The 23,343-nt window shown below is 62.9% G+C and carries 21 protein-coding genes; 18 read left to right on the forward strand and 3 right to left on the reverse strand.

The genetic code is table 11. The features are described 5' to 3' along the window. The first annotated feature begins 10 nt into the window (after nucleotides 1-10). Entirely contained in the window at nucleotides 11-1,582 is a 1,572-nt protein-coding gene (locus QY325_13215; GenBank protein ID WKZ65714.1) for a T9SS type A sorting domain-containing protein, read from the forward strand. A 201-nt stretch (nucleotides 1,583-1,783) separates the two neighbouring features. Next, on the forward strand, nucleotides 1,784-2,290 hold the full coding sequence (locus QY325_13220) for a hypothetical protein (GenBank protein WKZ65715.1): 507 nt from the start codon (nucleotides 1,784-1,786) through the stop codon (nucleotides 2,288-2,290). A gap of 201 nt (nucleotides 2,291-2,491) precedes the next feature. Here QY325_13220 and QY325_13225 read toward each other — a convergent pair whose 3' ends face one another. After that, a complete protein-coding gene (locus QY325_13225; protein WKZ65716.1) occupies nucleotides 2,492-3,145 on the reverse strand; it encodes a four helix bundle suffix domain-containing protein in 654 nt (217 codons plus the stop codon). Nucleotides 3,146-3,268: 123 nt separating this feature from the next. Beyond that, entirely contained in the window at nucleotides 3,269-4,495 is a 1,227-nt protein-coding gene (gene dinB, locus QY325_13230) for a DNA polymerase IV (protein ID WKZ65717.1), read from the reverse strand. A gap of 397 nt (nucleotides 4,496-4,892) precedes the next feature. Between dinB and QY325_13235 the strand changes: the two genes are divergently transcribed. The 15 genes from QY325_13235 to QY325_13305 all read left to right on the forward strand — a co-directional run bounded on the left by QY325_13235 (nucleotide 4,893) and on the right by QY325_13305 (nucleotide 17,431). Then, entirely contained in the window at nucleotides 4,893-5,219 is a 327-nt protein-coding gene (locus QY325_13235) for an iron-sulfur cluster assembly accessory protein (protein ID WKZ65718.1), read from the forward strand. Nucleotides 5,220-5,340: 121 nt separating this feature from the next. Continuing rightward, nucleotides 5,341-6,789: a Fe-S cluster assembly protein SufB gene (gene sufB / locus QY325_13240; protein ID WKZ65719.1), complete on the forward strand. Its 1,449-nt coding sequence runs from the start codon at nucleotides 5,341-5,343 to the stop codon at nucleotides 6,787-6,789. A 229-nt stretch (nucleotides 6,790-7,018) separates the two neighbouring features. After that, entirely contained in the window at nucleotides 7,019-7,255 is a 237-nt protein-coding gene (locus QY325_13245; GenBank protein ID WKZ65720.1) for a DUF433 domain-containing protein, read from the forward strand. After that, nucleotides 7,255-7,605: a DUF5615 family PIN-like protein gene (locus tag QY325_13250; protein WKZ65721.1), complete on the forward strand. Its 351-nt coding sequence runs from the start codon at nucleotides 7,255-7,257 to the stop codon at nucleotides 7,603-7,605. The genes QY325_13245 and QY325_13250 overlap by 1 nt, the downstream gene beginning before the upstream one ends. A gap of 173 nt (nucleotides 7,606-7,778) precedes the next feature. After that, the gene (locus tag QY325_13255; GenBank protein ID WKZ65722.1) at nucleotides 7,779-8,396 is read left to right on the forward strand and encodes a hypothetical protein; all 618 of its coding nucleotides are present in this window, start codon (nucleotides 7,779-7,781) and stop codon (nucleotides 8,394-8,396) included. A gap of 438 nt (nucleotides 8,397-8,834) precedes the next feature. Next, nucleotides 8,835-9,923, forward strand: coding sequence for a T9SS type A sorting domain-containing protein (locus QY325_13260; GenBank protein ID WKZ65723.1), 1,089 nt, complete (start codon nucleotides 8,835-8,837; stop codon nucleotides 9,921-9,923). Further along, nucleotides 9,920-10,213 carry a hypothetical protein gene (locus QY325_13265; protein ID WKZ65724.1) on the forward strand — a complete coding sequence of 98 codons (294 nt, stop codon included), beginning with the start codon at nucleotides 9,920-9,922 and terminating at the stop codon, nucleotides 10,211-10,213. The genes QY325_13260 and QY325_13265 overlap by 4 nt, the downstream gene beginning before the upstream one ends. 160 nt (nucleotides 10,214-10,373) lie before the next feature. Then, nucleotides 10,374-11,120 (forward strand): Fe-S cluster assembly ATPase SufC, encoded by a 747-nt coding sequence (gene sufC / locus QY325_13270; GenBank protein WKZ65725.1) that lies wholly within the window; start codon nucleotides 10,374-10,376, stop codon nucleotides 11,118-11,120. Nucleotides 11,121-11,152: 32 nt separating this feature from the next. Beyond that, the gene (gene sufD, locus QY325_13275) at nucleotides 11,153-12,436 is read left to right on the forward strand and encodes a Fe-S cluster assembly protein SufD (GenBank protein WKZ65726.1); all 1,284 of its coding nucleotides are present in this window, start codon (nucleotides 11,153-11,155) and stop codon (nucleotides 12,434-12,436) included. After that, nucleotides 12,433-13,710 carry a cysteine desulfurase gene (locus tag QY325_13280; protein ID WKZ65727.1) on the forward strand — a complete coding sequence of 426 codons (1,278 nt, stop codon included), beginning with the start codon at nucleotides 12,433-12,435 and terminating at the stop codon, nucleotides 13,708-13,710. Before sufD ends, QY325_13280 begins: the two co-directional genes overlap by 4 nt. A gap of 23 nt (nucleotides 13,711-13,733) precedes the next feature. Beyond that, nucleotides 13,734-14,165, forward strand: a complete 432-nt coding sequence (locus QY325_13285; GenBank protein ID WKZ65728.1) for a SufE family protein — start codon at nucleotides 13,734-13,736, stop codon at nucleotides 14,163-14,165. Beyond that, nucleotides 14,162-14,482 (forward strand): SUF system Fe-S cluster assembly protein, encoded by a 321-nt coding sequence (locus QY325_13290; protein ID WKZ65729.1) that lies wholly within the window; start codon nucleotides 14,162-14,164, stop codon nucleotides 14,480-14,482. The genes QY325_13285 and QY325_13290 overlap by 4 nt, the downstream gene beginning before the upstream one ends. Before the next feature lie 10 nt (nucleotides 14,483-14,492). Further along, nucleotides 14,493-14,792, forward strand: a complete 300-nt coding sequence (locus QY325_13295) for a hypothetical protein (GenBank protein ID WKZ65730.1) — start codon at nucleotides 14,493-14,495, stop codon at nucleotides 14,790-14,792. Further along, a complete protein-coding gene (locus tag QY325_13300; GenBank protein WKZ65731.1) occupies nucleotides 14,789-15,307 on the forward strand; it encodes a DUF2480 family protein in 519 nt (172 codons plus the stop codon). Before QY325_13295 ends, QY325_13300 begins: the two co-directional genes overlap by 4 nt. 15 nt (nucleotides 15,308-15,322) lie before the next feature. Continuing rightward, the gene (locus tag QY325_13305; protein WKZ65732.1) at nucleotides 15,323-17,431 is read left to right on the forward strand and encodes a hypothetical protein; all 2,109 of its coding nucleotides are present in this window, start codon (nucleotides 15,323-15,325) and stop codon (nucleotides 17,429-17,431) included. Here QY325_13305 and QY325_13310 read toward each other — a convergent pair. Then, nucleotides 17,425-19,326: an amidophosphoribosyltransferase gene (locus QY325_13310; GenBank protein ID WKZ65733.1), complete on the reverse strand. Its 1,902-nt coding sequence runs from the start codon at nucleotides 19,324-19,326 to the stop codon at nucleotides 17,425-17,427. The two genes, QY325_13305 and QY325_13310, sit on opposite strands and share 7 nt — an antisense overlap. A 177-nt stretch (nucleotides 19,327-19,503) precedes the next feature. On the opposite strand from QY325_13310, the gene QY325_13315 reads away from it, so the two are divergent. Beyond that, nucleotides 19,504-23,343, forward strand: a complete 3,840-nt coding sequence (locus QY325_13315; GenBank protein ID WKZ65734.1) for a gliding motility-associated C-terminal domain-containing protein — start codon at nucleotides 19,504-19,506, stop codon at nucleotides 23,341-23,343.

Here is a 23,343-nt window from a genome sequence, read left to right on the forward strand (position 1 = left end):
CGTAGGCTTGATGGCAGTCTCTTCCACCACCCAACAGGTCGATTGGATGACCAGCTCACCGGTGGGCTACATCATGAACCCCGGTATGCCGCGGCACACGCTGGCATCTGCCCCCGGGCATCTGGTGGCCGCGCGCATGGTGGATGTGCACTTCATCTATGGCGTAACGCCCTACGGCTCGGTGGCGCTCGATGCGCTCGATCCTGCCACGGGCGGCACGCTGCTTTCGTGCCTGCTCCTGGATTCGGTATCGGTCCGTGCGGTCGTTGTGGACCCGGCCGGCATCGCCTACATCGCCGGCCGCTTCATGGGTGATGTGCTCGAGTTCTGCGATGGTTCACAGCTGGCCGGCGTGGGCGGGACCCTGTTCACGGAGAACCACTTCCTGCTCTCTTGGGACCTTGCCAGCGGTGCCCCCCTGTGGATGCGGAACCTCTCCGCCACCTACCCCCAGTGCGAGGACGTGCCCTCCCTGGCACTGGATCCCGAGGGCCACCTGTGGTACATCATGCAGAATTTCCTCGATGGGTACTTGGTACGCGTGGATGTTGCGGGCAACGACGTGGATGCCCGTGCGATCGATGGCATCCGTCGGTTCGGCACCATCAGTTTCGACCCCTGGGGTGGTGCGTATGTGAGCGGCTCCTGCGAGAACGGTACGCTCACCTTCGGCGGTCAGGGATTCCCGGTGGAGAGCGACGAGGGCTACAACATGTTCCTGCTGCGCTACAGGCCGGATGGCACGGCGGGCTTCGCGCAGTTCGCGGCGGATGCCACCTTCCAGGACCCGACCGTGGTGGCCACCACTGATGGGCATGCGTACCTGGCCGGGGTGCTGATGCAGCCGGAGGCCAGCTGGGGCGGGTTGCCCTTCACGGGGTCGAACTGGGGAAGCGATCTCTATCTGGTGAAGGTGGACAGCACGGGCCAGTTCCTTTGGGGCGTGGAGAGCAACCCCATGACCGGTGTCATTACAGGTGATATGGAGCGCGCCGCTGGACCTTGTATCACAGTGGATGCTGACGACAATGTGTACCTCATGGGTGCCATCCGGGGTGTGGTGGATTGGGGCAATGGCGTGGTGAGCGATGGACAGATCATCAGCCAGCGGAGCCTCACAGTGGTGGCCTTCGAGCCCTCGGGCATGCCGCAATGGGCGGTCACCAGCGAGCCTTCCGCGTGGTACGTATCGGCGCAGACCGCCACGGTCATGGCCGAACCGGGTTCGGTGCATTTCAGCGCTCATGCGGCCGATCCCTTCACGATGGGTCCCTTCACGGTAGGTGCGGAGGATCAGCAATCCGTCGTGCTGGGCCGGATCACGGAGGTGACCACGGGGCTGGAGGCTGTGGTGGCCTCAACAGGCCTGCAGGGCTGGCCGAACCCGGCCTCGGACGTGCTCTTCGTTGAGTGGCCAGGGAGCACCGCGATGAGCGGGACCCTGCTGAATGCCGCAGGTCAACAAGTGGAGCGCGTCACCTTGCAGCCTGGCCGGAACTCAGTGGATGTCCATGGGCTGCCTGCGGGTCTGTATCTGTTGCGCCTTGCGGATGGGGCCGCAACGCGGGTGGTGGTGGAATAGGGCCCTGGGGGAGTATCCAAGGATCAATATTCAATGGTCAATGACCAATTGGCGCTCGCGGACAATTGGTCATTGGAAATTAAGGATCGGATATTGATGATTCTCGATCTCACTCCTCTCAGAAGAAGTCGCTGTCGATGCGCTTCACAGCGTAGGTGCGTTGGGTGGTTACGCTGAGGTCGTGGTCGATACCTTGGTGCCATGATCAACTGGCAGCTCTTTCCCAAGTCCAATTCGATCCCAGAGCATCTGCTTCGAGTAGTTGAGGTTTTCAGGGGTGCTGAGTCCAAGATCGGTTCAAGCAGCAAGAAGCTCAGCAGCGATGACGTCTTGTCCAAAGATGCGGATGGATTGGAGGGATGTGGATTCAAGGTTGAGCGCAGCAAGCGAGGACCGGATAAGATACGTGTTCCTGTACTGTTCGGAAGGAACGGAAGGCTTGAGAAGGCATTCGATGCTGATGGGTATAACATGGACACTCGAACGGTGATCGAGGTGGAGGCTGGTCGAGGCGTGTTGAACAATCAATTCCTGAAGGACTTGTTCCAAGCCTGCATGATGCATGATGTGGACAATCTGGTGATAGCCGTTCGGAATACCTATCAGAAGGTGGAGGACTTTGAGGTCGTGACGACCTTTTTCGAGACCCTGTATGCCAGTGGTAGACTTCAGCTTCCCTTGAAGAACATTCTGATCATCGGATACTGATATCCTTTCTTGTTCAGTGGGATCCCCCGCGTGAGGGAGCGCAGCGGCAGCCTGCTGAAGGCGAGCCGTTGGCGTGGCCCGAGCGAGGAGGCTGCGAGGAACGAGCAGCCCCCGGAGCTGCTGTCCACGCCCGGCGAGACGAAGCAGCTACAGCGAAGCACCCGACCCCGCTGCTCTTGAGCGGGGGCACGCCCAGGATCCTCAATCCCTGTTCCTCGCCTGTATCTCCTTGCGGACCCTGTACAACCGCTCGCTGAAGCCGCCTTCCTTTTCGAAGGCAAGCACCTGGCTTTCCACCTGCTTATCCAATAGGTGGATGGCGATCTTGCAGAGCGTCTGGCCTGCGTTGGCGCTGATCTCCGCGTAGGCCCGGTCCTTCACGGTGCGCGGCGTGCGTGCGGTGCGCGGCCCTTCGACAGCCTGCATGCGCTGTTCCTTCTCGCGCTCCCACACCGCTTTGATCCAGCGGGCCACTTCGTCGGCATCCTTGCAACGCGCATTGCTCAGTTCCTTGCGGCGTGGGTCCATCGGCTCCCACAGCGGTAGCTTGCGGTGCTCCAGGAACGACTCGTAGTCCTTCCGCAGTTCATCAATGCTGGCCCGCGCCACATTGGTCAGGTTCAATTCCAATTTCCTGGTGGTGGCACTCAGCTTGCTGCCCTCGGCGATGTTGCGCTCGCCGCTGCGCGCAGCCTGCTCCATCTGGTCATCCGTGCGGCTGCCCGCCGGGATATAGCGGTCCACGAAGCGCACGGTCACATCGTAGAGCAGCTTGGCCACCTGGTAGCTCACCAGCTTCTCATATCCGCCGCTGGGTTGGAGGATTTGCGGGCGTTGGGGCGCGGGCTTCTCCATGGTTCTAAATGTAGTTCTGGTTCTTCAGAATGGACTCGAATGGACGCAAATGGCCCACCTCCCACCTACCATCCCCACAGGTCCATTTCCGTCCATTCGAGTCCATTGAATTTGTGCCCGCCCTTAGGTTCTGCGGTTCGCCAGCAGCACCGGCGCCTGCCCGTCGAAGGGGTTGTCCATCCGCCCGATGCTCTTCGCATCCATGCCGGCGGCGCGCATCACGGTGCGGTCGCCGAAGCGCTTGCGGATCTTGTCCATGGCCTGGTAGAGGTTCATCGCCTCCTCGGTGTCGGTGAACACGTTCATCTGGTGCCCGCCGCCCACCAGGTGACTGAAGCGCACGCCGATCATGCGGATGCGCTGCCGCCGGTCATACAGCGTGCGGAACTGCTCGTGCACCACGGGCAGGATCAGGTGGTCGCACGCCGTGTAGGGGATGCGCTGCTGCTTCAGGTGCGTGTTGAAGTCGGCGTAGCGGATCTTCACGGCCACGCAGCTGGTGAGCTTGCCGCCCTTGCGCAGCTGGAAGGCGAGGCTCTCGGCCATGGCGGTGAGCATGCCCTTCAGCTTCACTACATCGATGGTGTCGCGCTCGAAGGTGCGCTCGGTGCTGATGCTCTTGCGCTCGTGCCAGGCCACCACGGGACTGTCGTCAATGCCGTTGGCCTTGCGCCACAGCACCGGCCCGTGCTCGCCCAGCAGCCGTTGCATCAGGTCCATGGGCACCTCCTGCAGGGTGTGGATCTTCGCCACGCCCATGCTGCGCAACAGGTGCGCCGTCTTCTCGCCCACGCCGGGGATGCGCTCGATGGGCATCGGCGCCAGGAAGGGCTTCTCGGTGCCGCGCTCCACGTACCATTCGCCGGCGCCGTTCTTGGCCTCGCCGGTGGCCACCTTGCTCACCGTCTTGTTGATGCTCAGCCCGAAGCTGTTCGGGAGCCCGCTCTCCTTCATGATGCGTTGCCGGAGCTCGGCCGCCAGCTTGCGGCTGCCGTGGAACCGGTCGGTGCCGCTCAGGTCCACGTAGAACTCGTCCACGCTGCTCTTCTCGAAGAGCGGCACGCTGGCGCGGATGATCTCGGTCACCTCGTCGCTCTTCTTCAGGTAAGCGCCGCTGTCGCCGCGCAGGATGATCGCCTCGGGGCACAGCTGCTTGGCCATCTTCATGGGCATGGCGCTGCGCACTCCGAAGGCGCGGGCCTCGTAGCTGCAGCTGGCCACCACGCCGCGGTCGCTGTCGCTGCCGATGAGAACGGGCTTTCCATTCAGCTTCGGCTCGTGCAGGCGTTCCACGGAAACGAAGAAGGTATTGAGGTCGAGGTGGAGGATGGTGCGCTCGCTGTTCTTCATTCGTCAGGTCGATGACGTGCGTCGACGTTACAGGTGCGTTGGATGGGAGTCGATGGTTGGCCGCCAGCCGGGCTGTCCGCGTTAGCTGCCTCGGCTCAACGGGCGTGCTTGCCGCTCCGGTGGCTTCTCCCGGGCCTTGGTCCGGGATGGTCGCCTCCTCGCCGGCAGCACGCCTGCGCTTCGCCTTCGGCAGGCTATCACTTCCACCCCTGACGGATTGACGCATAAGCCGTCAAGGAAGCGGCGAATAAGATAGCAGGCCGGTCCGCCTCCAGCAACGCCCGTCGCCGGCGAACCTCTTGATGGCTTGGTTGTTCGCCCTCCGTTCGCACCCAACCAGCGCCTACCTTTGCCACGCAATCTTGTTTAGACGAATTCTAAATAAGGTCGACAAGCGATGATCAAGGTCTCCGAACCCGCCAAGGCGGAAGTCACCAAGCTCCTGGGCCAGGAGGGCCGCGGCCCCAACCACTTCGTGCGCGTGGGCGTGAAGGGCGGCGGATGCAGCGGCCTGATGTACGACCTCACCTTCGACGACCAGCTGAAGGATGGCGACAAGGTCTTCGAGGACAACGGCGTGAAGGTGGTGGTGGACAAGAAGAGCCTGCTCTATCTGTTGGGCACCACCCTCGATTTCAGCGGCGGCCTCAATGGCAAGGGCTTCCAGTTCATCAACCCCAACGCCAACCGTACGTGCGGCTGTGGCGAGAGCTTCTCTATTTGAGGTTCACTACAGAGGCACTAAGAGCACAGAGGAAATCCAATGACAAAGTCCACAAGAGCAGCACGGTCGAACAGGGAATTCGCATTCTCTGTGTCCTCTGTGCCTCTGTGGTAAAGTACTCATGGCACAAGACACCGACGATATCCTCCGCGAGGTCACCGAAAAGGAGTACGCCTACGGTTTCGTCACGGACATCGAGAGCGAAAAGGCGCCCAAGGGCCTCAGCGAGGACATCGTGCGCTTCATCAGCGCCAAGAAGAACGAGCCCGAATGGATGCTCGAGTGGCGCTTGGATGCCTTCCGCCTGTGGCAGAAGATGGAAGAGCCCGAGTGGGCGCACATCCACTATCCCAAGATCGACTACCAGAACGCCTACTACTACAGCGCGCCGAAAAAGAAGCCCCAGCTCAACAGCCTGGATGAGGCCGACCCCGAGCTGGTGAAGACCTTCGAGAAGCTGGGCATCAGCCTCGAAGAGCAGAAGCGCCTGGTGGGCGTGGCGGTGGACGTGGTGTTCGACAGCGTGAGCGTGAAGACGACCTTCAAGGAGACGCTGAAGGAGAAGGGCATCATCTTCTGCGCGTTCAGCGAGGCCGTACACGAGCACCCCGAACTGGTGAAGAAGTACATCGGCAGCGTGGTGCCGCGCACGGACAACTACTTCGCCGCGCTCAACAGCGCCGTGTTCAGCGATGGCAGCTTCTGCTACATCCCGCCGGGCGTGCGCTGCCCCATGGAGCTCAGCACCTACTTCCGCATCAACGAGGCCATGACCGGCCAGTTCGAGCGCACGCTGCTGATCGCCGATGAGGGCGCGTACGTGAGCTACCTCGAAGGCTGCACCGCCCCCATCCGCGACGAGCACCAGTTGCACGCCGCCGTGGTGGAACTGGTGGCGTTGAAGGACGCCGAGATCAAGTACAGCACCGTCCAGAACTGGTACCCCGGCGACAAGGAGGGCAAGGGCGGCATCTACAACTTCGTCACCAAGCGCGGCCTCTGCCTGGGCGAACGCAGCAAGATCAGCTGGACGCAGGTGGAGACCGGCAGCGCCATCACCTGGAAGTACCCGAGCTGCGTGCTCAAAGGCGACTATAGCACCGGCGAGTTCTACAGCGTGGCGGTGACCAACAACCGCCAGCAGGCCGACACCGGCACCAAGATGGTCCACATCGGCAAGGGCACGAAGAGCACCATCGTGAGCAAGGGCATCAGCGCCGGCCTCAGCAACAACAGCTACCGCGGCCTGGTGAAGATCGGCCGGGGCGCGAAGGGCGCGCGCAACTTCAGCCAGTGCGATTCGTTGCTGCTCGGCGACCGCTGCGGCGCGCACACCTTCCCCTACATCGAGAGCGAGAACCCGACCGCCATGGTGGAGCACGAGGCCACCACGAGCAAGATCGGCGAGGACCAGATCTTCTACCTCAACCAGCGGGGCATCGAGACGGAGAAGGCCGTGAGCCTGATCGTGAACGGCTATTGCAAGGAGGTGCTGAACCAGTTGCCGATGGAATTCGCGGTGGAAGCGCAGAAGCTTCTTGCCGTTTCTCTCGAAGGGTCGGTTGGATAGGTAGTTGGGCGTACCCCCGTCCCAAATGCGGCCGGGGTCGCGTGCTTCGCTGTAGTTGCCTCGGTTCAGCGGGCATGGCTCCGTCTCCGGTGGCTTCCTCCGGTCGCCTCCTCGCTCGCGCCATGCCTGCGCTTCACCTTCGGCAAGCTGCCGCTCCGCCCGCTCACGCGCCACACCAAGACTTACTGCACTACCCAAGCCCGAGCGGTTCCACTACCTTTGTTACATCATGGAATGGCGCGATCACATCGTATCCGATAAAGAGGTGCTGCATGGTAAGCCGGTGATCAAAGGCACACGCATCTCCGTGGAGCTGATCCTGGAACTGCTCGCCGAAGGATGGTCCGAGGCGCAGGTGCTCGAAAGTTACCCGAACATCACAGCGGAAGACCTGAAGGCCGTGTTCGCTTATCTCCGTGATGGGATGCACCAAGCGATGTATCTGCCCCTGCGCCGCACTGCCTGATGCACTTCCTGGCCAACGAGAACTTCCCCGCTCCGGGCATCGCCCTGCTCCGCAGTGCAGGGTACGACCTCACCAGCATTCGCGAGACGGCTCCGGGTGTCTCGGACCATGTGGTGATAGCCATGGCACGAACCGAAAGCCGTGTGATCCTGACGTTTGACAAAGACTACGGGGAGATCATCTTCAAGGAAGGGATCGAAAACCCGCCTGCTGTCGTGTTCTTCCGTCATCGCGGCAAGGACCCATTGGCCGCAGCCACCCTGTTGCTCGATCTGTTGGCACAAGGCACTGCTATCCTTGGCCGGTTCACGGTGATCGAAGAAGGCGGTCTGCGGCAACGTACCTATTGAGCATGCCTGGGCCGCGATGTTCATTGAGCGCTTGTAGGCCGAATACACAGGCAATGCGATCTGGTGGTAACGAGCATGCCTCACGGTCGTTGAGTCAGTGATGACTCCTCGCAACGTACACCCGTTGCATATCTTCGATATACCGGAGACCCTTGCCGTCCTCGGTTCTTGGCATGAAACGAATGATCATGTTGTGCGTTGGCATTGCGACCTTGTATGTCGCCGGTGCTGCCAAAGTGCTGACTGCCGAAGGGGTGAAGACGGCCAATGCCAATATCACCGCCTCCGAATTGATCGAGACCAACGAGAAGGCGGTGAACGAGGTGTACCTGGCCACCATTGGTAAGGATGTGGATGGCTTCACGACCACCCAAGCCGTTGACCTATTCGCGATCGCCAACCAATGCCCGATGGTTGGCGGCAACGCAGTGTTCAAAGCCCGCTCGCTCTACTGGCTCATCGATGACAGCTACGACTTCGATGACCAGGCACTCTGTCTCCAACATGGTATCCTTGTCAAGAGCCTGACCGCTCTGCCGATCAATGCGGTCACCGTGGTGCCTAACCCCGCCGTTGACGAAGCCACACTGGTGCTCGACCGCGAATTGGATGAACCCGGAAGCTTCGTCGTGTATGATGCCGTGGGAGCCGAGGTGATGCGGCAGGTCGTGCCGATCGAGATGCCCCGCTTGGCGTTCAGCACGGCATCACTTGCTCCGGCCCTTTATCACTACCAAGTGCGAGGTCCTTCTGGGGTCATTGGTGTGGGTAAGCTCACGATCGTCCGCTGAGGTCGGCGCTGCGCGATGGTCCGGCTGGCGTTTCGTGTTTGTTTCTGCTTCGGTTTGATACAAGGGTTGATGCCCTTGCATCAAATTCAGGCCCAGCAAGGTTTGAACAACCTGTGGACCGGAGGGTACGCCAGTTGGGCTCCTCCCCCTTCGGGTGGAGTTGACATGGATTTCCAGAGTGGAGCCCTAACCATTACGACATTGAGCAGGACTGTTGACTATCAACGGACCGTAGCCAATATCAGCGATGCTAATGGCAATTTGTTGTTCAGCACAAATGGACTCATTGTGGCCGACGCAAATGGTGACACCATGTTCAATGGGGCTGGGCTGAACCCAGGCAACTACGCTGACAACAGTCCCTACGGACTAGTTCTCGCTCAAGGCGCTTTGATACTTCCCAGGCCAGATTCACCAAGTGAGTACTACATACTGCACATGACCGTGGACAATGAATTGGTGATCAACGCGGAACAATTGTACTTGACCACGGTCGATATGAGTTTGGGAGGTGGCTTGGGTGCCGTGGTGAACAAGAACCAGGTGATCCTGAGTGATGATTTGAACTTGGGATACTTGACCGCAGTGCGGCATGCCAATGGCCGCGATTGGTGGGCCTTCTGTCACAAACTGAACACTAACGCTTACTACAGATTCATCGTCACTCCTTCAGGTATAAGTTTGGATGGCACCCAATCAATTGGCATGACACGACCTGCGGATAATGGACAGGCGTGCTTTTCTCCAGATGGCAGCAAGTTCGCCTATTATTGGGGTGAGCAGGACCTGGACATCTTTGATTTCGATCGATGCACGGGCCTGTTTTCAAACCCGGTCTTTATCCCGATCAATGACTACAACGGGGCAGGTGGTGTGGCCTTCTCCTCTAATGGGCGCTATGTGTATGTGTCCTCGTTCTTCGACATGTACCAGTTCGATACGGAGGCTGCTGATGTGGCCTCATCCATGGTGCACATCGCCGTATGGGACAGTACCTATTCACCCAGCCCACCCTTCGCCACTTTATTCAATATCGCCCAACTCGCACCTGACGGAAAGATCTATGTCAGTACAGACAACACGACTCTAGTCTTACACGTGATCCACTCGCCTGATTCGGCAGGCGTGGCTTGCAACATCGAACAGCACGGCATAGACCTTCCGCGCTACTTCGGCAACTCACTGCCCAACCACCCCAACTACCACCTGGGCCCAGTGGATGGCAGCGTGTGCGACAGTTTGGGGATCAACAATGGTATGTCTTCCCTGGCTGCAGAAGGGCTGCGCATTCAGGCCTACCCGAACCCGAGCATTGGCGCGTTCACCCTAAGCTACCCTTCCATTGGGCAGATCGGCGTCATGGAAGTGCGCGACCTGGAGGGCAAGCTCATCCTACACGAGCGCTTACCACCCTGGAGCCAGGTGCATCAGGTGCAACTCGTCGGGGCATCCCCTGGCATGTACCATTGCAGGATCAGCTGGGGTCCGCGTTCGGTATCCACCCGCATAATGGTCGTTGAGCCATGAACCCGCGCTTAATGCTCTTCCTGCTGGTGCTTTGTCCGTTCACGGCCTTTGCACAAGCTCCTACCATGACGGATACTGACAGCTCGGCGACCGCGCTCGAATGGAACTCGCCCACACGGGCCGTGCTGCTGGCCAACAAGCCCGAGCGCTTGACCCAGGCGGTGTGGCTGGAGATGATGCGGAAGCCGCTGAACAGGAGCTTGTACCCCTTGCGGGTAACGCGGGAGATGCTGGATACACTGGATACGAAAGCGTTGGATCTGCGCTTCCGGTACGAGATGACCCCATAAGTGGCGCATATTGCGGCCCATGGACAGGCTCAGCGTTGAGCGTGGGGCCTGGCGAACCTCCGGGTAGTTCAGCTTGTTCTTCGGCCACCTTGGCCGCTCTCCTGCAACAGCCTACCTTTGCGCCACACTAATAGTTTAGAATCGTTCTAAACAAGACCGCATGCTAAAGATCAAAAACCTCCACGCCAACATCGACGGCAAGGAGATCCTCAAAGGCCTCAACCTGGAAGTGAAGGCCGGTGAAGTGCACGCCATCATGGGCCCCAACGGCTCAGGCAAGAGCACCCTGGCCAATGTGCTGGCAGGCCGTGAAGAGTACGAGGTCACCGAAGGTTCCGTGACCTACCTCGGCGAGGACCTGCTGGAGCTGGCACCGGAAAAGCGCGCCTGGAAAGGCATCTTCCTCGCCTTCCAATACCCGGTGGAGATCCCCGGCGTGAGCAACATGACCTTTCTGCGCACGGCGCTGAACGAGACCCGCAAGGCGAACGGCCTCGAGGAGCTCGGCGGCAAGGACTTCCTGGCCCTGGTGCGCGAACGTGCCAAGTTCGTGGAGATGGACGCCGACCTGATGAACCGCAACCTGAACGTGGGCTTCAGCGGTGGCGAGAAGAAGCGCAACGAGATCTTCCAGATGGCGATGCTCCAGCCCAAGCTCGGCATCCTCGACGAGACCGACAGCGGCCTGGACATCGACGCGCTGCGCATCGTGGCCGGCGGGGTGAACAAACTGCGCTCCAAGGATAACGCCTTTATCGTGGTAACGCACTACCAGCGCCTGCTGGACTACATCGTGCCCGACGTGGTACACGTGATGGCCGACGGCCGCATCATCAAAAGCGGACAGAAGGAACTGGCACTGGAGCTGGAGGCGAAGGGCTACGACTGGGTGAAGGAGCACGCGTGATCGATCCGATGATCAGAAAATCAGACGATCAGATGATCACTGCTACATCGACCGATACCAAGGCCACCGTGCTCCCGCAGCTCGAGGGAAGCACCTGGCCCGGTGCCGCCGAAGCACTCGCCCAGGTGCACACGCTGCCTGTCCCCACCAGCAAGACCGAAGCGTGGAAATACACCCGCGTGGGCAAGCTGTTCAACCAGCCCTATGCCGCACCGACGGGTGATGCGAACGTGGCGCTACCCGCCCGCCTTCCCTTCGAGGCCGCACGCGTGGTCTTCGTGAACGGGCACTTCCGCGCCGATCTGAGCGATGACCTGAAAACGCAGAAAGGCCTCGTCATCGACAGCCTGAAGCATCACCTCACGCACGGCCCCGTGAAGGAGCACTACGGCACGCTGGCACCCACTGGCGAGCGCCTCTTCACCGCCATGAACACCGCCGCACCCACGGACGGCATGATCCTGCTGGTGACCAAGGGCGTGAAGGTGGAGCGGCCGATCCACGTCCTGCATGTCACCACGTGGGAGCGCCAGCTGGTGCAGCCCCGCGACCTGTTCATGCTGCACGAAGGCGCCGAGGCGGAGGTGATCGTCGAACATGTAGCGGCGCCCTTCGACTCCGCTCAGGGAACGCCGCAGTCTCTCGTCAACAGCGTGCGCGAATGTGTGGTGAGTGAAGGCGCGCGCCTCACGATCCATAAGCTGCAGCACGAGGTGAACGGGCCGGCGAACATCAGCTTCGAGGGTGTGCGCGTGGCATCGAAAGGCCACTTCAGCCTGAGCACCACGACACTCAATGGCGCACTGATCCGCAATGACGTGAGCGTCTCCCTCGCCGGTCCTGAGGCGCATGCGGAACTGAACGGCGTGTACCTGCTGAACGGCACCACGCACTGCGACAACCACACCTACATCGGTCACGACGTGCCGGACTGCACCAGCGACGAGCTCTACAAGGGCATCGTGGCCGGCAAGGGCACCAGCGTGTTCAATGGCAAGGTGTACGTGAAACAGGACGCGCAGCGCACGCGGGCCTACCAGAGCAACGCGAACATCCTGCTGGGCGACGACGCCAAGGTGTACACCAAGCCCGAGCTGGAGATCTACGCCGACGACGTGAAGTGCAGCCACGGGTGCACGATCGGTCGCCTGGACGAGAAGGGACTGTTCTACCTGCGCAGCCGTGGGGTGAGCGAGGCCGAGGCGCGCAAGCTCATGGCCCATGCCTTCATCACTGAGGTGGTGGAGCGGGTGCAGAACGAGGAGTGGAAGGCGGTGTTGACGGCGCTGATCGACAACAAACTCGCACACCTGTGAGCACCAAAGCGGCACCGGTCTCCCAAGCGCTCAACATCGAGGAGCTCCGTGCGCAGTTCCCGATCCTGAAGGAACTGGTGCACGGCAAGCCGCTGGTCTACTTCGACAACGCCGCGACCAGCCAGAAGCCGCGCCGTGTGATCAAGGCCGAGAGCGCCTACTACGCCACGATCAACGCCAACGTGCACCGGGGCGTACACACACTGAGCACCAAGGCCACCGAAGCGCAGGAGGCCGCGCGGGAGATCATCCGCAAGCACATCAACGCGAAGCACGCGCACGAGGTGATCTTCACCAGCGGAACCACCGCGAGCCTGAACCTGGCGGCGTTCAGCCTAGGACAGTTGCTCTTGAAGAAGGGTGACGAGGTGCTGATCAGCGGGATGGAGCACCACGCGAACATCGTCCCCTGGCAGCTGGCCTGCGAGCGGCAGGGGGCGAAGCTGAAGGTGATCCCGGTGACCGACTCCGGAGAACTGGCATTGGGGTCATCTGATCATCTGATCGACCAATTATCTGATCGCACCCGCGTCCTCGCGGTGAGCCACGTCAGTAACACGCTGGGCACCATCAACCCAGTGAAGGAGCTGATCGCCGAGGCGAAGAAGCGCGGCATCGTCACCGTGGTGGACGGAGCGCAGGCCATCGCGCACCTGGATGTCGACGTGCAGGACCTCGGCTGCGACCTCTATGCCTTCAGCGGGCACAAGGCCTACGGACCAACTGGTACCGGCATTCTCTACGGTCGCGAGGAATTGCTGGAGCAGATGCCTCCGGGGCAGGGCGGCGGCGAGATGATCGATGTGGTCACCTTCGAGAAGACCACCTACGCCAAGCTGCCCTTCAAGTTCGAGGCGGGCACGCCGCACATCGCCGGCATCATCGGCCTGGGCGAGGCATTCCGCTGGATGGAGGACTACGACAAGGCGGCGATGGCGAAGCACGAGCACGCGCTGCTCGAGCATGCCACCAAGGAGCTGCTCACCATCAATGGCCTGCGCATCATCGGCACGGCGAAGGAGAAGGTGGGCGTGATCAGCTTCGTGATCGACCCTTCGAGTGCCTCAGGGTCTGGCGTTCACCACTACGACCTCGGCACGCTGCTCGACCAGCAGGGCATCGCCGTGCGCACGGGCCACCATTGCACCCAGCCGCTGATGGAGCGCTTCGGCGTGAGCGGAACCACGCGGGCCAGCTTCGCGTGTTTCAATACGAAGGAGGAGGTGGATGTGATGGTGGCGGCGACCAGGAAGGCTGTGAAGATGCTGCGTTGACCCTTAGACAAGCTCAGGGTGACATGACCAACGCTTCCACATTGACCCAGACCCAACAAGAGCTCATCGACGAGTTCGCCATGTTCACTGACTGGCAAGACCGCTACGAGCACCTGATCGAGCTGGGCAAGGAACTGCCGCTGATCGCGCCGGAGCACAAGACCGATGACAACCTGGTGCGGGGGTGCCAGAGCCGGGTATGGCTTTACGCGGAACCAAAGAATGATCTCATCCACTTCACCGCCGACAGCGATGCGATGATCACCAAGGGCATCGTGGCGCTGCTGGTGCGCGTGTTCAACGACCGTACACCGCAGGAGATCATTGGCGCGTCCACCGAGTTCATCGATCAGATCGGCCTGCGTGCGCACCTGAGCCCCAACCGCGCGAACGGGCTCAGCGCGATGATCGATCAGATGAAACGGTACGCCCTCGCTTACTCGTCCAAGTCATGACACCCGAGGAGAAGAAACAACTGGAGGAGAGCATCATCAACTCCCTCAAGTCGGTGTACGACCCGGAGATCCCGGTGGACATCTACGAGCTGGGACTGATCTACGACGTGGTGATCCACGACGATGCCAGCGTGTACATCAAGATGACCCTGACCAGTCCGGCGTGCCCGGTGGCGGGGACCCTGCCCGGCGAGGTGGAGCAGAAGGTGGCCGGTGTGCAGGGCGTGAAGAGCGCCAAGGTGGAGATCACCTTCGAACCGCCCTGGGACCGCACGATGATGAGCGAGGCGGCGCAGCTGGAGCTGGGGTTCATGTGATTCTGTAGCGATGATCCCGCGAACTGGCATCGCTATCCTGTTGATCGGTCTGTGGTCATGCACATCCTTCAGCGAGTTCATCCCGGTCCTCAGGGTGGGTGATGAGTTGATCGACCGTCCCGAGCTCATGAGCGATTCGCTTCGTGCCAACGTCGTGCTGGTGCTCTCGTACTACAACGAAGACTGGAAGATGGAAGGTGAGCGGCTGCTGGTTTCCCAGACTGATCGCGAGTTACTTTGGAACTATACGATGAAAGCCATGGATCGCACATGGATGGCGACCCATACTCCGACCCAGACCAAGCCATGAGCGACGAAAGCCCCATCATCAACAAGGTCGCTTCGAGCGGGATCATCACCCTCGACCTGGAAGAGCTGTACCCGGCCGGTGAGCGCGTGGTCTTCGACCTGAAGCCGCTGTTGTGGCAGGAGATCGCGCTGAAGGAGGATGACCTGCGCGCCTTCTGCAAGGAACACGACTGGTCGCAGTATGCAGGGAAGCTCGTGAGCGTGCATTGCAGCGCCGATGCCATCGTGCCCACCTGGGCCTTCATGCTGGTGGCCACCCACCTGCAGCCGCACGCGGCCTTCGTCACGCAGGGCGATGCGGACCAGTTGGAACGCGCCGTGTTCACCCGTTTCGTGCAGCAGCTGGATGTGGAGCCCTACCGCAATGCCCGCGTGGTAGTGAAGGGCTGCAGCAAGCTGCCCGTGCCGCTGAACGCCTACGTGGAGCTGAGCGCGAAGCTGCTGCCTGTGGTGAAGAGCCTGATGTTCGGGGAACCGTGCAGCACGGTGCCGCTGTACAAGGCACCGAAGCCGTAGCGCTACCTTCGGGGCATGCGTTGGGTGTCCCTGACCATTGCACTGCTGGTGGCGTTGACTACTGCCGCCCAACCGGACACCGTGAACGTGCCCAATAGCACGAACGGGTGGTACCTCTCGCCGCATGGCACCATTCGCGTGCTGGTCCTATTCTGCGAGTTGGAATACGACAAGAACCCAGCACGAGACCCACAGCCGGATGGCGCATCGCATTGGCGGAAGGGACAGCTCCCCAATTGGAGGGATGAGCTTTTCGACCCGCAACCCGCAGCGGCGTACCTCGGCCAGATCACACGCTATTACCATGACATGTCCTTGGGGCGGTATACCGTTCTGGGGGATTACATCGATACGATCCTCACCATTCGCGAGAGCGAGCATCCCGGGCTGGGCAATGCGCACGGAATCGGCGCCCTTGCCGTGAAGGAGGCCAACGAGCTCGGTGCGCTGCGCACACGGCACCGCCTGGCCATCGCTGATTTCGACCTCTGGCAGCGGGGCGGGAAGCCGGGGCTGCCGAAGCGGCCGGGACCGGACAGCCCGCACAGCTACGATCATGTGATGGTGATTGCCCGCAACAGCGGACTCACGCACAACCAGGGCAGCACGGACCCCGGGAGTCCGGGCAAGCTGTTCGGCTTCGAGAGCGATTCGCAGAGCCGGTTCGGAGGCATGTACGCGTTGCCGTACGAGATTCTTCAGCACGAGTTCAACCATTTGCTCTTCGGAGGCAACAACTTTCACGCGGGCGGCGGCAATGCTTCGCAGTTCGCCAGCTATTTCCCTTGGCTGCAGGGCGGTTGGAGCATGATGGGCGGCAGCAACAGCGCCCTGCTCACCGGGAATGCCTGGGACCGTGACCGGCTCGGCTGGGCACCAGAAGGTGCCGCACACCGGATCAGGGCACGGGGCGCCGACGGTCGGGAGGTCAATGGCGATATCGATCCGTACAACGGCGACACCGGCGTCTTCGTGCTGCGCGATTTCATGACCACGGGCGATGCGCTGCGGATTCGGCTGCCCTTCCTCGGCGATGATGAATACCCTCAATGGATCTGGCTCGAGAACCACCAGGGCCACAAGCGGAATGGCGTGCTGAGCGACCAGTTCCACTACGAGAGCGTGGCCGAGTGCACCGCCCCGCTGGTGCCGGGCCTCTTCGCCTATGTGCAGGTGGACCGCGACAACCGGTACGGACGCGATGTCTACGGTCAGCACTCCGATTACCTGCGCGCACTGTGCGCCAGCGGGCACCACGATTACGAGCTGCGCGGAGACACCGTGCCCTTCGAGTGCCTGTGGCCCAAGCCGACCACGCCCTACAAGGTGGGCCGGGCCTCGGCCAACCCGCTCACCGGCCAGCAGGACCTGGAGCTGCCGCTGACCCCGAGCCCTCAGGGCCGGCTGGATCGCGGCAAGCACTATGTGCCCCGAATCGAGTTCCGTGACGGTCAGCGGATCGACCAGGGCCACTTCTTCGGGCATTCCCGGCAGGTCTTCACCCCGCAGGGCAATCGCAAGCTGGGCATGTGCACCAACCCGTCCACGGCGAACATGGTCACCCTGCTCAATCAGGGCGGGAATGCGGTCAACCGGGCTGCTCCGCCGGACAACCGCGTGGTGCACTTGAACGGCATTGCCGCTGAGGTCCTGGAGCAGCGCGAGGGTGGCGATCTGGTGGTGCGCATCACGAATGACGACCGGCGACTCAGTAATACACTGCGCTGGTGCGCGGATAGCATCGTGCTGCACCATCCGCCGCATCAGGGCCGCCCGGCGCTGGTGCTTGAGAAGGGGTCGGAGCTCATCCTGGACCGCTCGGGCACGCCCACGCGGCTCGATCGGCCGGAACGTGCAGGGGGGCGCACCTGGTACGCAGCGCCCACGCGTCTCGTGATGAGCCCAGGCGCCCACGTGACGGGCGAGGCGAGAAGCGCGCTCACCCTGCGGAACGGCAGCGAGCTGCATGTGCTGCCCGGAGCTCGGCTGGAGCTGCACCGCAAGGCGCGCCTCACGGTGGAGCGCGACTCCCGCATCGTGCTGCATGGCTCAGCGGAGGCGAAGGCCAGGCCGCGCGCGCTCCGCAAGCTCCGGAAGCAGGGCCGGCTCGTGACGGCTCAGTAGGCCCGCACGTTCTTCCCCTCCATGTAGTTGATGAAGGCGCGGTTCACCACGCGGTTGCCGCCCGGTGTGGGGTAGTCGCCGGTGAAATACCAGTCGCCGCGGTGGCCGGGGCAGGCGGCATGCAGGCCCTCGATGCTCTGGTACACGAGGCGCACCTCGGCTCCGATGTCCTCGGGGGTGAGGAGCTCGGCGATGCGGTCGCTGATCTGCTGTGCGGTGAACGGCGCGTAGATGTCCTTCACCACGTTCGCCTGCTCGGACAGCGGCAGACCCACCATGGCCTGGGCCCGGTCGTACACGTCATCGATGACGTTGGCCTGCTTGGTCTCCTTCAGCAACGAGATGGCGGCGCGGAAGGCCACCAGGTCGCCGAGCTTGGCCATGTCGATGCCGTAGCAGTCGGGGTAGCGGATCTGCGGGGCGCTGCTCACCACCACGATGCGCTTCGGTCCGAGGCGATCGAGCATGCGCAGGATGCTCTGCTTGAGCGTGGTGCCGCGCACGATGCTGTCGTCGATCACCACCAGGCTGTCGATGCCGGGCCTCACGGTGCCGTAAGTGATGTCGTACACGTGCGCCACCAGGTCGTCGCGGGCGTCATCGGCGGTGATGAAGGTGCGCAGCTTGGCATCCTTGATCGCCACTTTCTCCAGGCGCGGCCGGAGGGCGAGGATGGCGCGCAGCTTCGCAGCATCCGGCGAGGGCCCGAGCTCCAGGATGCGCCGCTCCTTCAGCGCATTCAAGCGGTCCTCCATCTCCTTGAGCATGCCGTAGCAGGCCACCTCGGCGGTGTTGGGGATGAAGCTGAAGACGGTGTTCTCCAGGTCGTGATCCACGGTCTCCAGGATGGCGGGGCAGACCGAACGGCCCAGCGCGATCCGCTCCTGGTAGACATCGCGGTCGCTGCCGCGGCTGAAATAGATGCGCTCGAAGCTGCACGCGCGCTTCTCCATCGGCTCCCGCACCAGTTGCTCGGCGAAGGAGCCGTCCTTGCGGATGATGAGGGCGTGGCCCGGCGTGAGCTCCTGCACCTGCTCGGTGCGCACGTTGAAGGCCGTCTGGATGGCGGGGCGCTCGCTGGCCACCACCACCACCTCGTCGTCGGCGTACCAATAGGCCGGCCGGATGCCGGCGGGATCGCGCAGCACGAAGGCATCGCCATGGCCCATCATGCCGGCCAGGGCATACCCGCCGTCGAAGTCCAGCGCGCTGTTCACCAGGATCTGGCGCACATCGAGCTTTTCGGCGATCACCTGGGTGATCTGCCGCTCGGTGTAGCCCAGCTGCCGGTGAATGGTGGCCAGGCGCTCGTTCTCCACATCGAGGAAGTGGCCGATCTTCTCGAGCACCGTCATGGTGTCGCTGCGCTCCTTGGGGTGCTGGCCGATGGAGACGAGCAGGTCGAACAGCTCGTCCACATTGGTCATGTTGAAGTTGCCGGCGACCACCAGATTGCGCGTCATCCAGTTGTTGAGGCGCCGGCGCGGGTGGCAATTCTCCAGGCTATCGCGACCGAATGTGGCGTAGCGCAGGTGCCCGAGCAGCACTTCGCCGGCGAAGGGCATGAGCTGCTTGAGCAGATGCGGGTTGCCTGCCGCGGCCGGATCCTGGGCCAAGGCCTCGGCGTAGCCCCGGTCCACCTTGCCGAAGATCCGCTGGATGGCCTGCTTGTCGGTGCTTCGCTCCCGGTCGATGTAGTTGAGGCCGGGGGCCGGGTCGAGCTTGATGGAGGCGATGCCGGCACCATCCTGCCCGCGGTTGTGCTGCTTCTCCATCAGCAGGTACAGCCGCTTGAGGCCGTAGAGGGGTGAGCCGTAGCGCTCCTGGTAGTAGGAGAGGGGCTTGCGGAGGCGGATGAGCGCGATGCCGCACTCGTGCTTGATGGCGTCGCTCATGGGGGATGCCCCGGGGGGCGCGCAAAGGTACCCATCCGCCGGGAGGGGCCGTTTCGGCGTCTGCCGGGCCCGGCCAAGCAACTTCGGCGGTGCAAGGGCTGTCTACACCCTGTACCTTGGCGCATACGCTCCGGCACCGTGCGGGCCCTGCTCCTCATATCGTTCCTGGCCTCGGCCATGGGTGCGCTTGCTGGCGCGCAAGGGGCCCTCTTCACCGAGAACAGGGGACAATGGCCCGACCATGTGCTTTACCGTGCCCTGGTCCCCGGCGGCGCGCTCTTCGTGGAGCGGGAGGCCCTTACCTACGTGCAGTTCAGCGAGAGCCCGCTGCGGCGCCACGGCCATGCGCACCCGGGTCAAGGCCCTGCTGATGAAGGCAAGGCCCATGCCTATCGGGTCCATTTTACGGGCGGCCGGGCCCAAGGCTGGGAGGGTGCCCACCGGCAGCCGCACTACGAGAACCACTTCGTGGGCAACGACCCCATGGGCTGGGGCGCTGGTTGTGCCGTCTACGGCGAGGTGCTGCTGCGCCAAGTCTGGCCGGGCATCGACCTGCGCTTGAGCGGCAAGGAGGGGCTGAAGTACGACCTGCTCGTGGCGCCCGGCGCCGATCCCGGCCTGATCCGGCTCCGCTATGAGGGGCAGGATGGACTGGAACTGAAGCAGGGTGCGCTGCACGTGGTGCTCTCCACCGGCACCGTGGTGGAGCAGCAGCCGGTCTCCTTCATCCCGGCGTCAGCGTCGGGCCGGTCCGCACAGCGAGCGGTACCATCGGCCTACCGGCTGGAAGGCGATGTGCTCAGCTTCGCGGTGGAGGGTGCCACCGGCCTGGGGCTCGTGATCGATCCGGTGCTCACCTTCGGAAGCTACAGCGGCAGCTCGGCGGACAACTTCGGCTTCACGGCCACCTATGATGGCAGCGGCCACCTCTACGGCGGGGGCATCGTGTTCAACACCGGCTATCCGCTCACGGTGGGGGCGCTGCAGGGCTTCTTCGCAGGCGGCAATATGGACGTGGGCATCAGCAAATGGAGCCCCGATGGCAGCACCTTGGTCTGGAGCACCTATCTCGGCGGCAGCGGCAGTGAGAGCCCGCACAGCCTGGTGGTGAACGACCAGGACGAGCTCTTCGTGATGGGCGCCACGGGCTCAGCGGACTTCCCCACCACCCCAGGGGCCTATGACGCCACCTTCAATCCCGGGGGCGGTTCCGTCACCTGGACCAACATCAGCGGCGGGTACGGCTTCTTCCACAACAACGGCACCGACATCTTCGTGGCGCATTTCAACGCCGGTGCCACAGCCCTTGCCGGATGCACCTACATAGGCGGCTCGGGGCACGATGGGCTCAACAACTCCGGTGTGCTCACCCACAACTACGGCGATCACTTCCGCGGGGAGATCGTGCTGGATGCCGCCGGCAATTGCCTGGTAGCCACCACCACGCGCAGCCCGGATATGCCGACATCGGCCGGTGCGCCTCAGCCCGCATCGGGCGGCGGGCAGGACGCCTACCTCTTCCGCCTCAACCCAGGGCTGACCACGCTGCTTTGGGGCACCTACTATGGCGGCAGCGGCGATGAGAACGGGCTGGGCGTTCAGCTGGACGGGAACGGGCGCATCTTCATCAGCGGCGGCACCACCAGCGCCGACCTGCCCATGGCAGGAACGCCGGCCGACAACAGCCACAACGGGGATGCCGACGGCTATCTCGCCCGCTACAATGCCGCCGGCACGGCGCTCCTTTCCGCCACCTACTTAGGCACCGGGGCTTACGACCAGGCCTATTTCGTGCAGCTCAACACGGCGGATGAGGTGTTCGCCGTCGGGCAGACGCGCGGCGCCTATCCCGTGACTCCGGGCAAGTATTCCAACCCGGGCAGCACGCAGTTCGTGCACAAGCTCAGCAACGACCTCTCCGCTTCGCTCTGGAGCACCCGCCTGGGCAATGGCAATCCGGGGCAGGACCTCTCGCCAACGGCCTTCCTCGTGAGCGATTGCGGCCAGATCTACCTGAGCGGCTGGGCCGGCATCACCAACGGCAATGCCGGCAACGGCAGCAGCTCCACCACGGGTTCCCCGCTCACGCCGGATGCCTTCCAGGCCACCACCAACGGCAGCGATGTGCACCTGATGGTGCTGGAGCCCGAGGCGGTGGCGCTGGCCTATGCCACCTACTTCGGCGGCGCAACGAGCTCCGAGCATGTAGATGGCGGCACCAGCCGTTTCGACAAGAACGGCACGGTATACCACGCGGTATGCGCGGGCTGCGGCAGCCAGGATGACTTCCCCACCACGCCAGGCGCCTGGAGTACCACCAATGGCAGCTTCAACTGCAACCTCGGGGTGTTCAAGTTCGACCTCTCCCCGGCTCAGGCGATCATCGGCATCAACGGGCCATCGTCGATCTGCGCGGGTGCCACGGCGCAGTTCACCAACAGCAGCGTCGGGGGCACCGATTACCTGTGGGACTTCGGCGACGGGAGCCCCACCAGCACCGTGCAGGCGCCGGCTCATGCGTTCGCTTCCGCCGGGGAGTACACGGTAACGATGGTGCTGAGCAACAGCGCAGGCTGCGTCACTTCCGACACCGCTACGCTCACGGTCACTGTGCTGCCGCCACCCGTGGTCGCGGTGGACGCCGTGGCGCCGGTCTGCCCGGGGGACAGCGTTCAGCTCTCAGCCAGCGGCGGTGCTTCCTACCTCTGGTCGCCGGCAGCAGGGCTGAGCGATCCGGGCGCGGCCGACCCGTGGGCCTCGCCGGTACAGACCACCACGTACACGGTCACCGCCACCGATGCCTGCGGCAATGACAGTGAGCCCGTCACCGTCACCATCATCGTTCCGGCCTATGGGCTCTCGCCGGATACCTCCACCTGTTTGGGGGGCAGCGTGGTGCTCACGGCCTCGGGTGGCGTGGATTATCTATGGAGCCCGGCTGCCACGCTCAGCGACCCATCGGCTGCAGCGCCTACGGCCACGCCCGTGGCGCCCACCACCTACACCGTGGTCCTGACCACGCCGGAAGGCTGCGTGGTGACGGACAGCGTGACGGTGAACGTGTACGATGCCCCTCCGCTGCCCCAGCTGCAGGACACCACCATCTGCTTCGGCACCAGCGCTCAGCTCGTGGCAACACCGGCCGATGCCTACGCCTGGCAGCCGGCCAATGGCATCACATCCCTGGATGTCCAATCACCGACGGTGACGCCCACCGTGCCCACGCTCTACATCGTCACCTTGGTGAATGCCTGCGGCACACTTACCGACAGCGCCTTCGTGGACCTCATCTACGTGACGGCGGATGCCTGGCCGGATACGCTCGTCTGCCCGGGCTATCCTGTGCCGCTGGGCGCGAACGGCGGCGTGCGCTATATATGGTCACCAGCTGCCGGGCTCACCAGTGATACCATCCCCGATCCCGTGGCCGTGCCGGCGCAGAGCACGCTCTATCGTGTGGTGGCATTCGATGCCAACGGCTGCTCCGATACCGCGTTCGCGCAGGTCGACCTGCTGCCATGGCCGTTCATCGATGCCGGTCGCGACCGACTCATCGAGTACGGCGATGCCGTTCAGCTGACGGCCACCGGCAGCGGCACCTGGACCTGGTCGCCCAGCGAGGGGTTCGATGACCCGCTGAGCGAATCGCCCTGGGTGCGGCCCGAGCAGACCACCACCTACACGGTGACCATCACCGACAGCCTGGGCTGCACGAAGACCGATGCGGTCACGATCACCGTCACGGGCAGCCTTTACCTGCCCAACACCTTCACGCCCAACGGCGACGGGTTCAATGACGGCTTCGGCGCGCTCGGCAAGGACATCCGCGATTTCGAGCTGCTGGTTTTCAACCGTTGGGGCGAGCTCATCTGGCGCACCGAGCAGCTGCAGGGCCGCTGGGACGGCACCTACAAGGGCCGCGAATCGCCCATCGACACCTACGTGTGGAAGGTGAAGGCCACCGAGCTCAGCGGCCGGCTGCACGAGGCGATCGGCCATGTGAACCTGGTGCGGTAA

Source organism: Flavobacteriales bacterium (genome assembly GCA_030584065.1).
Taxonomy (GTDB): Bacteria; Bacteroidota; Bacteroidia; order Flavobacteriales_F; family PHOS-HE28; genus PHOS-HE28.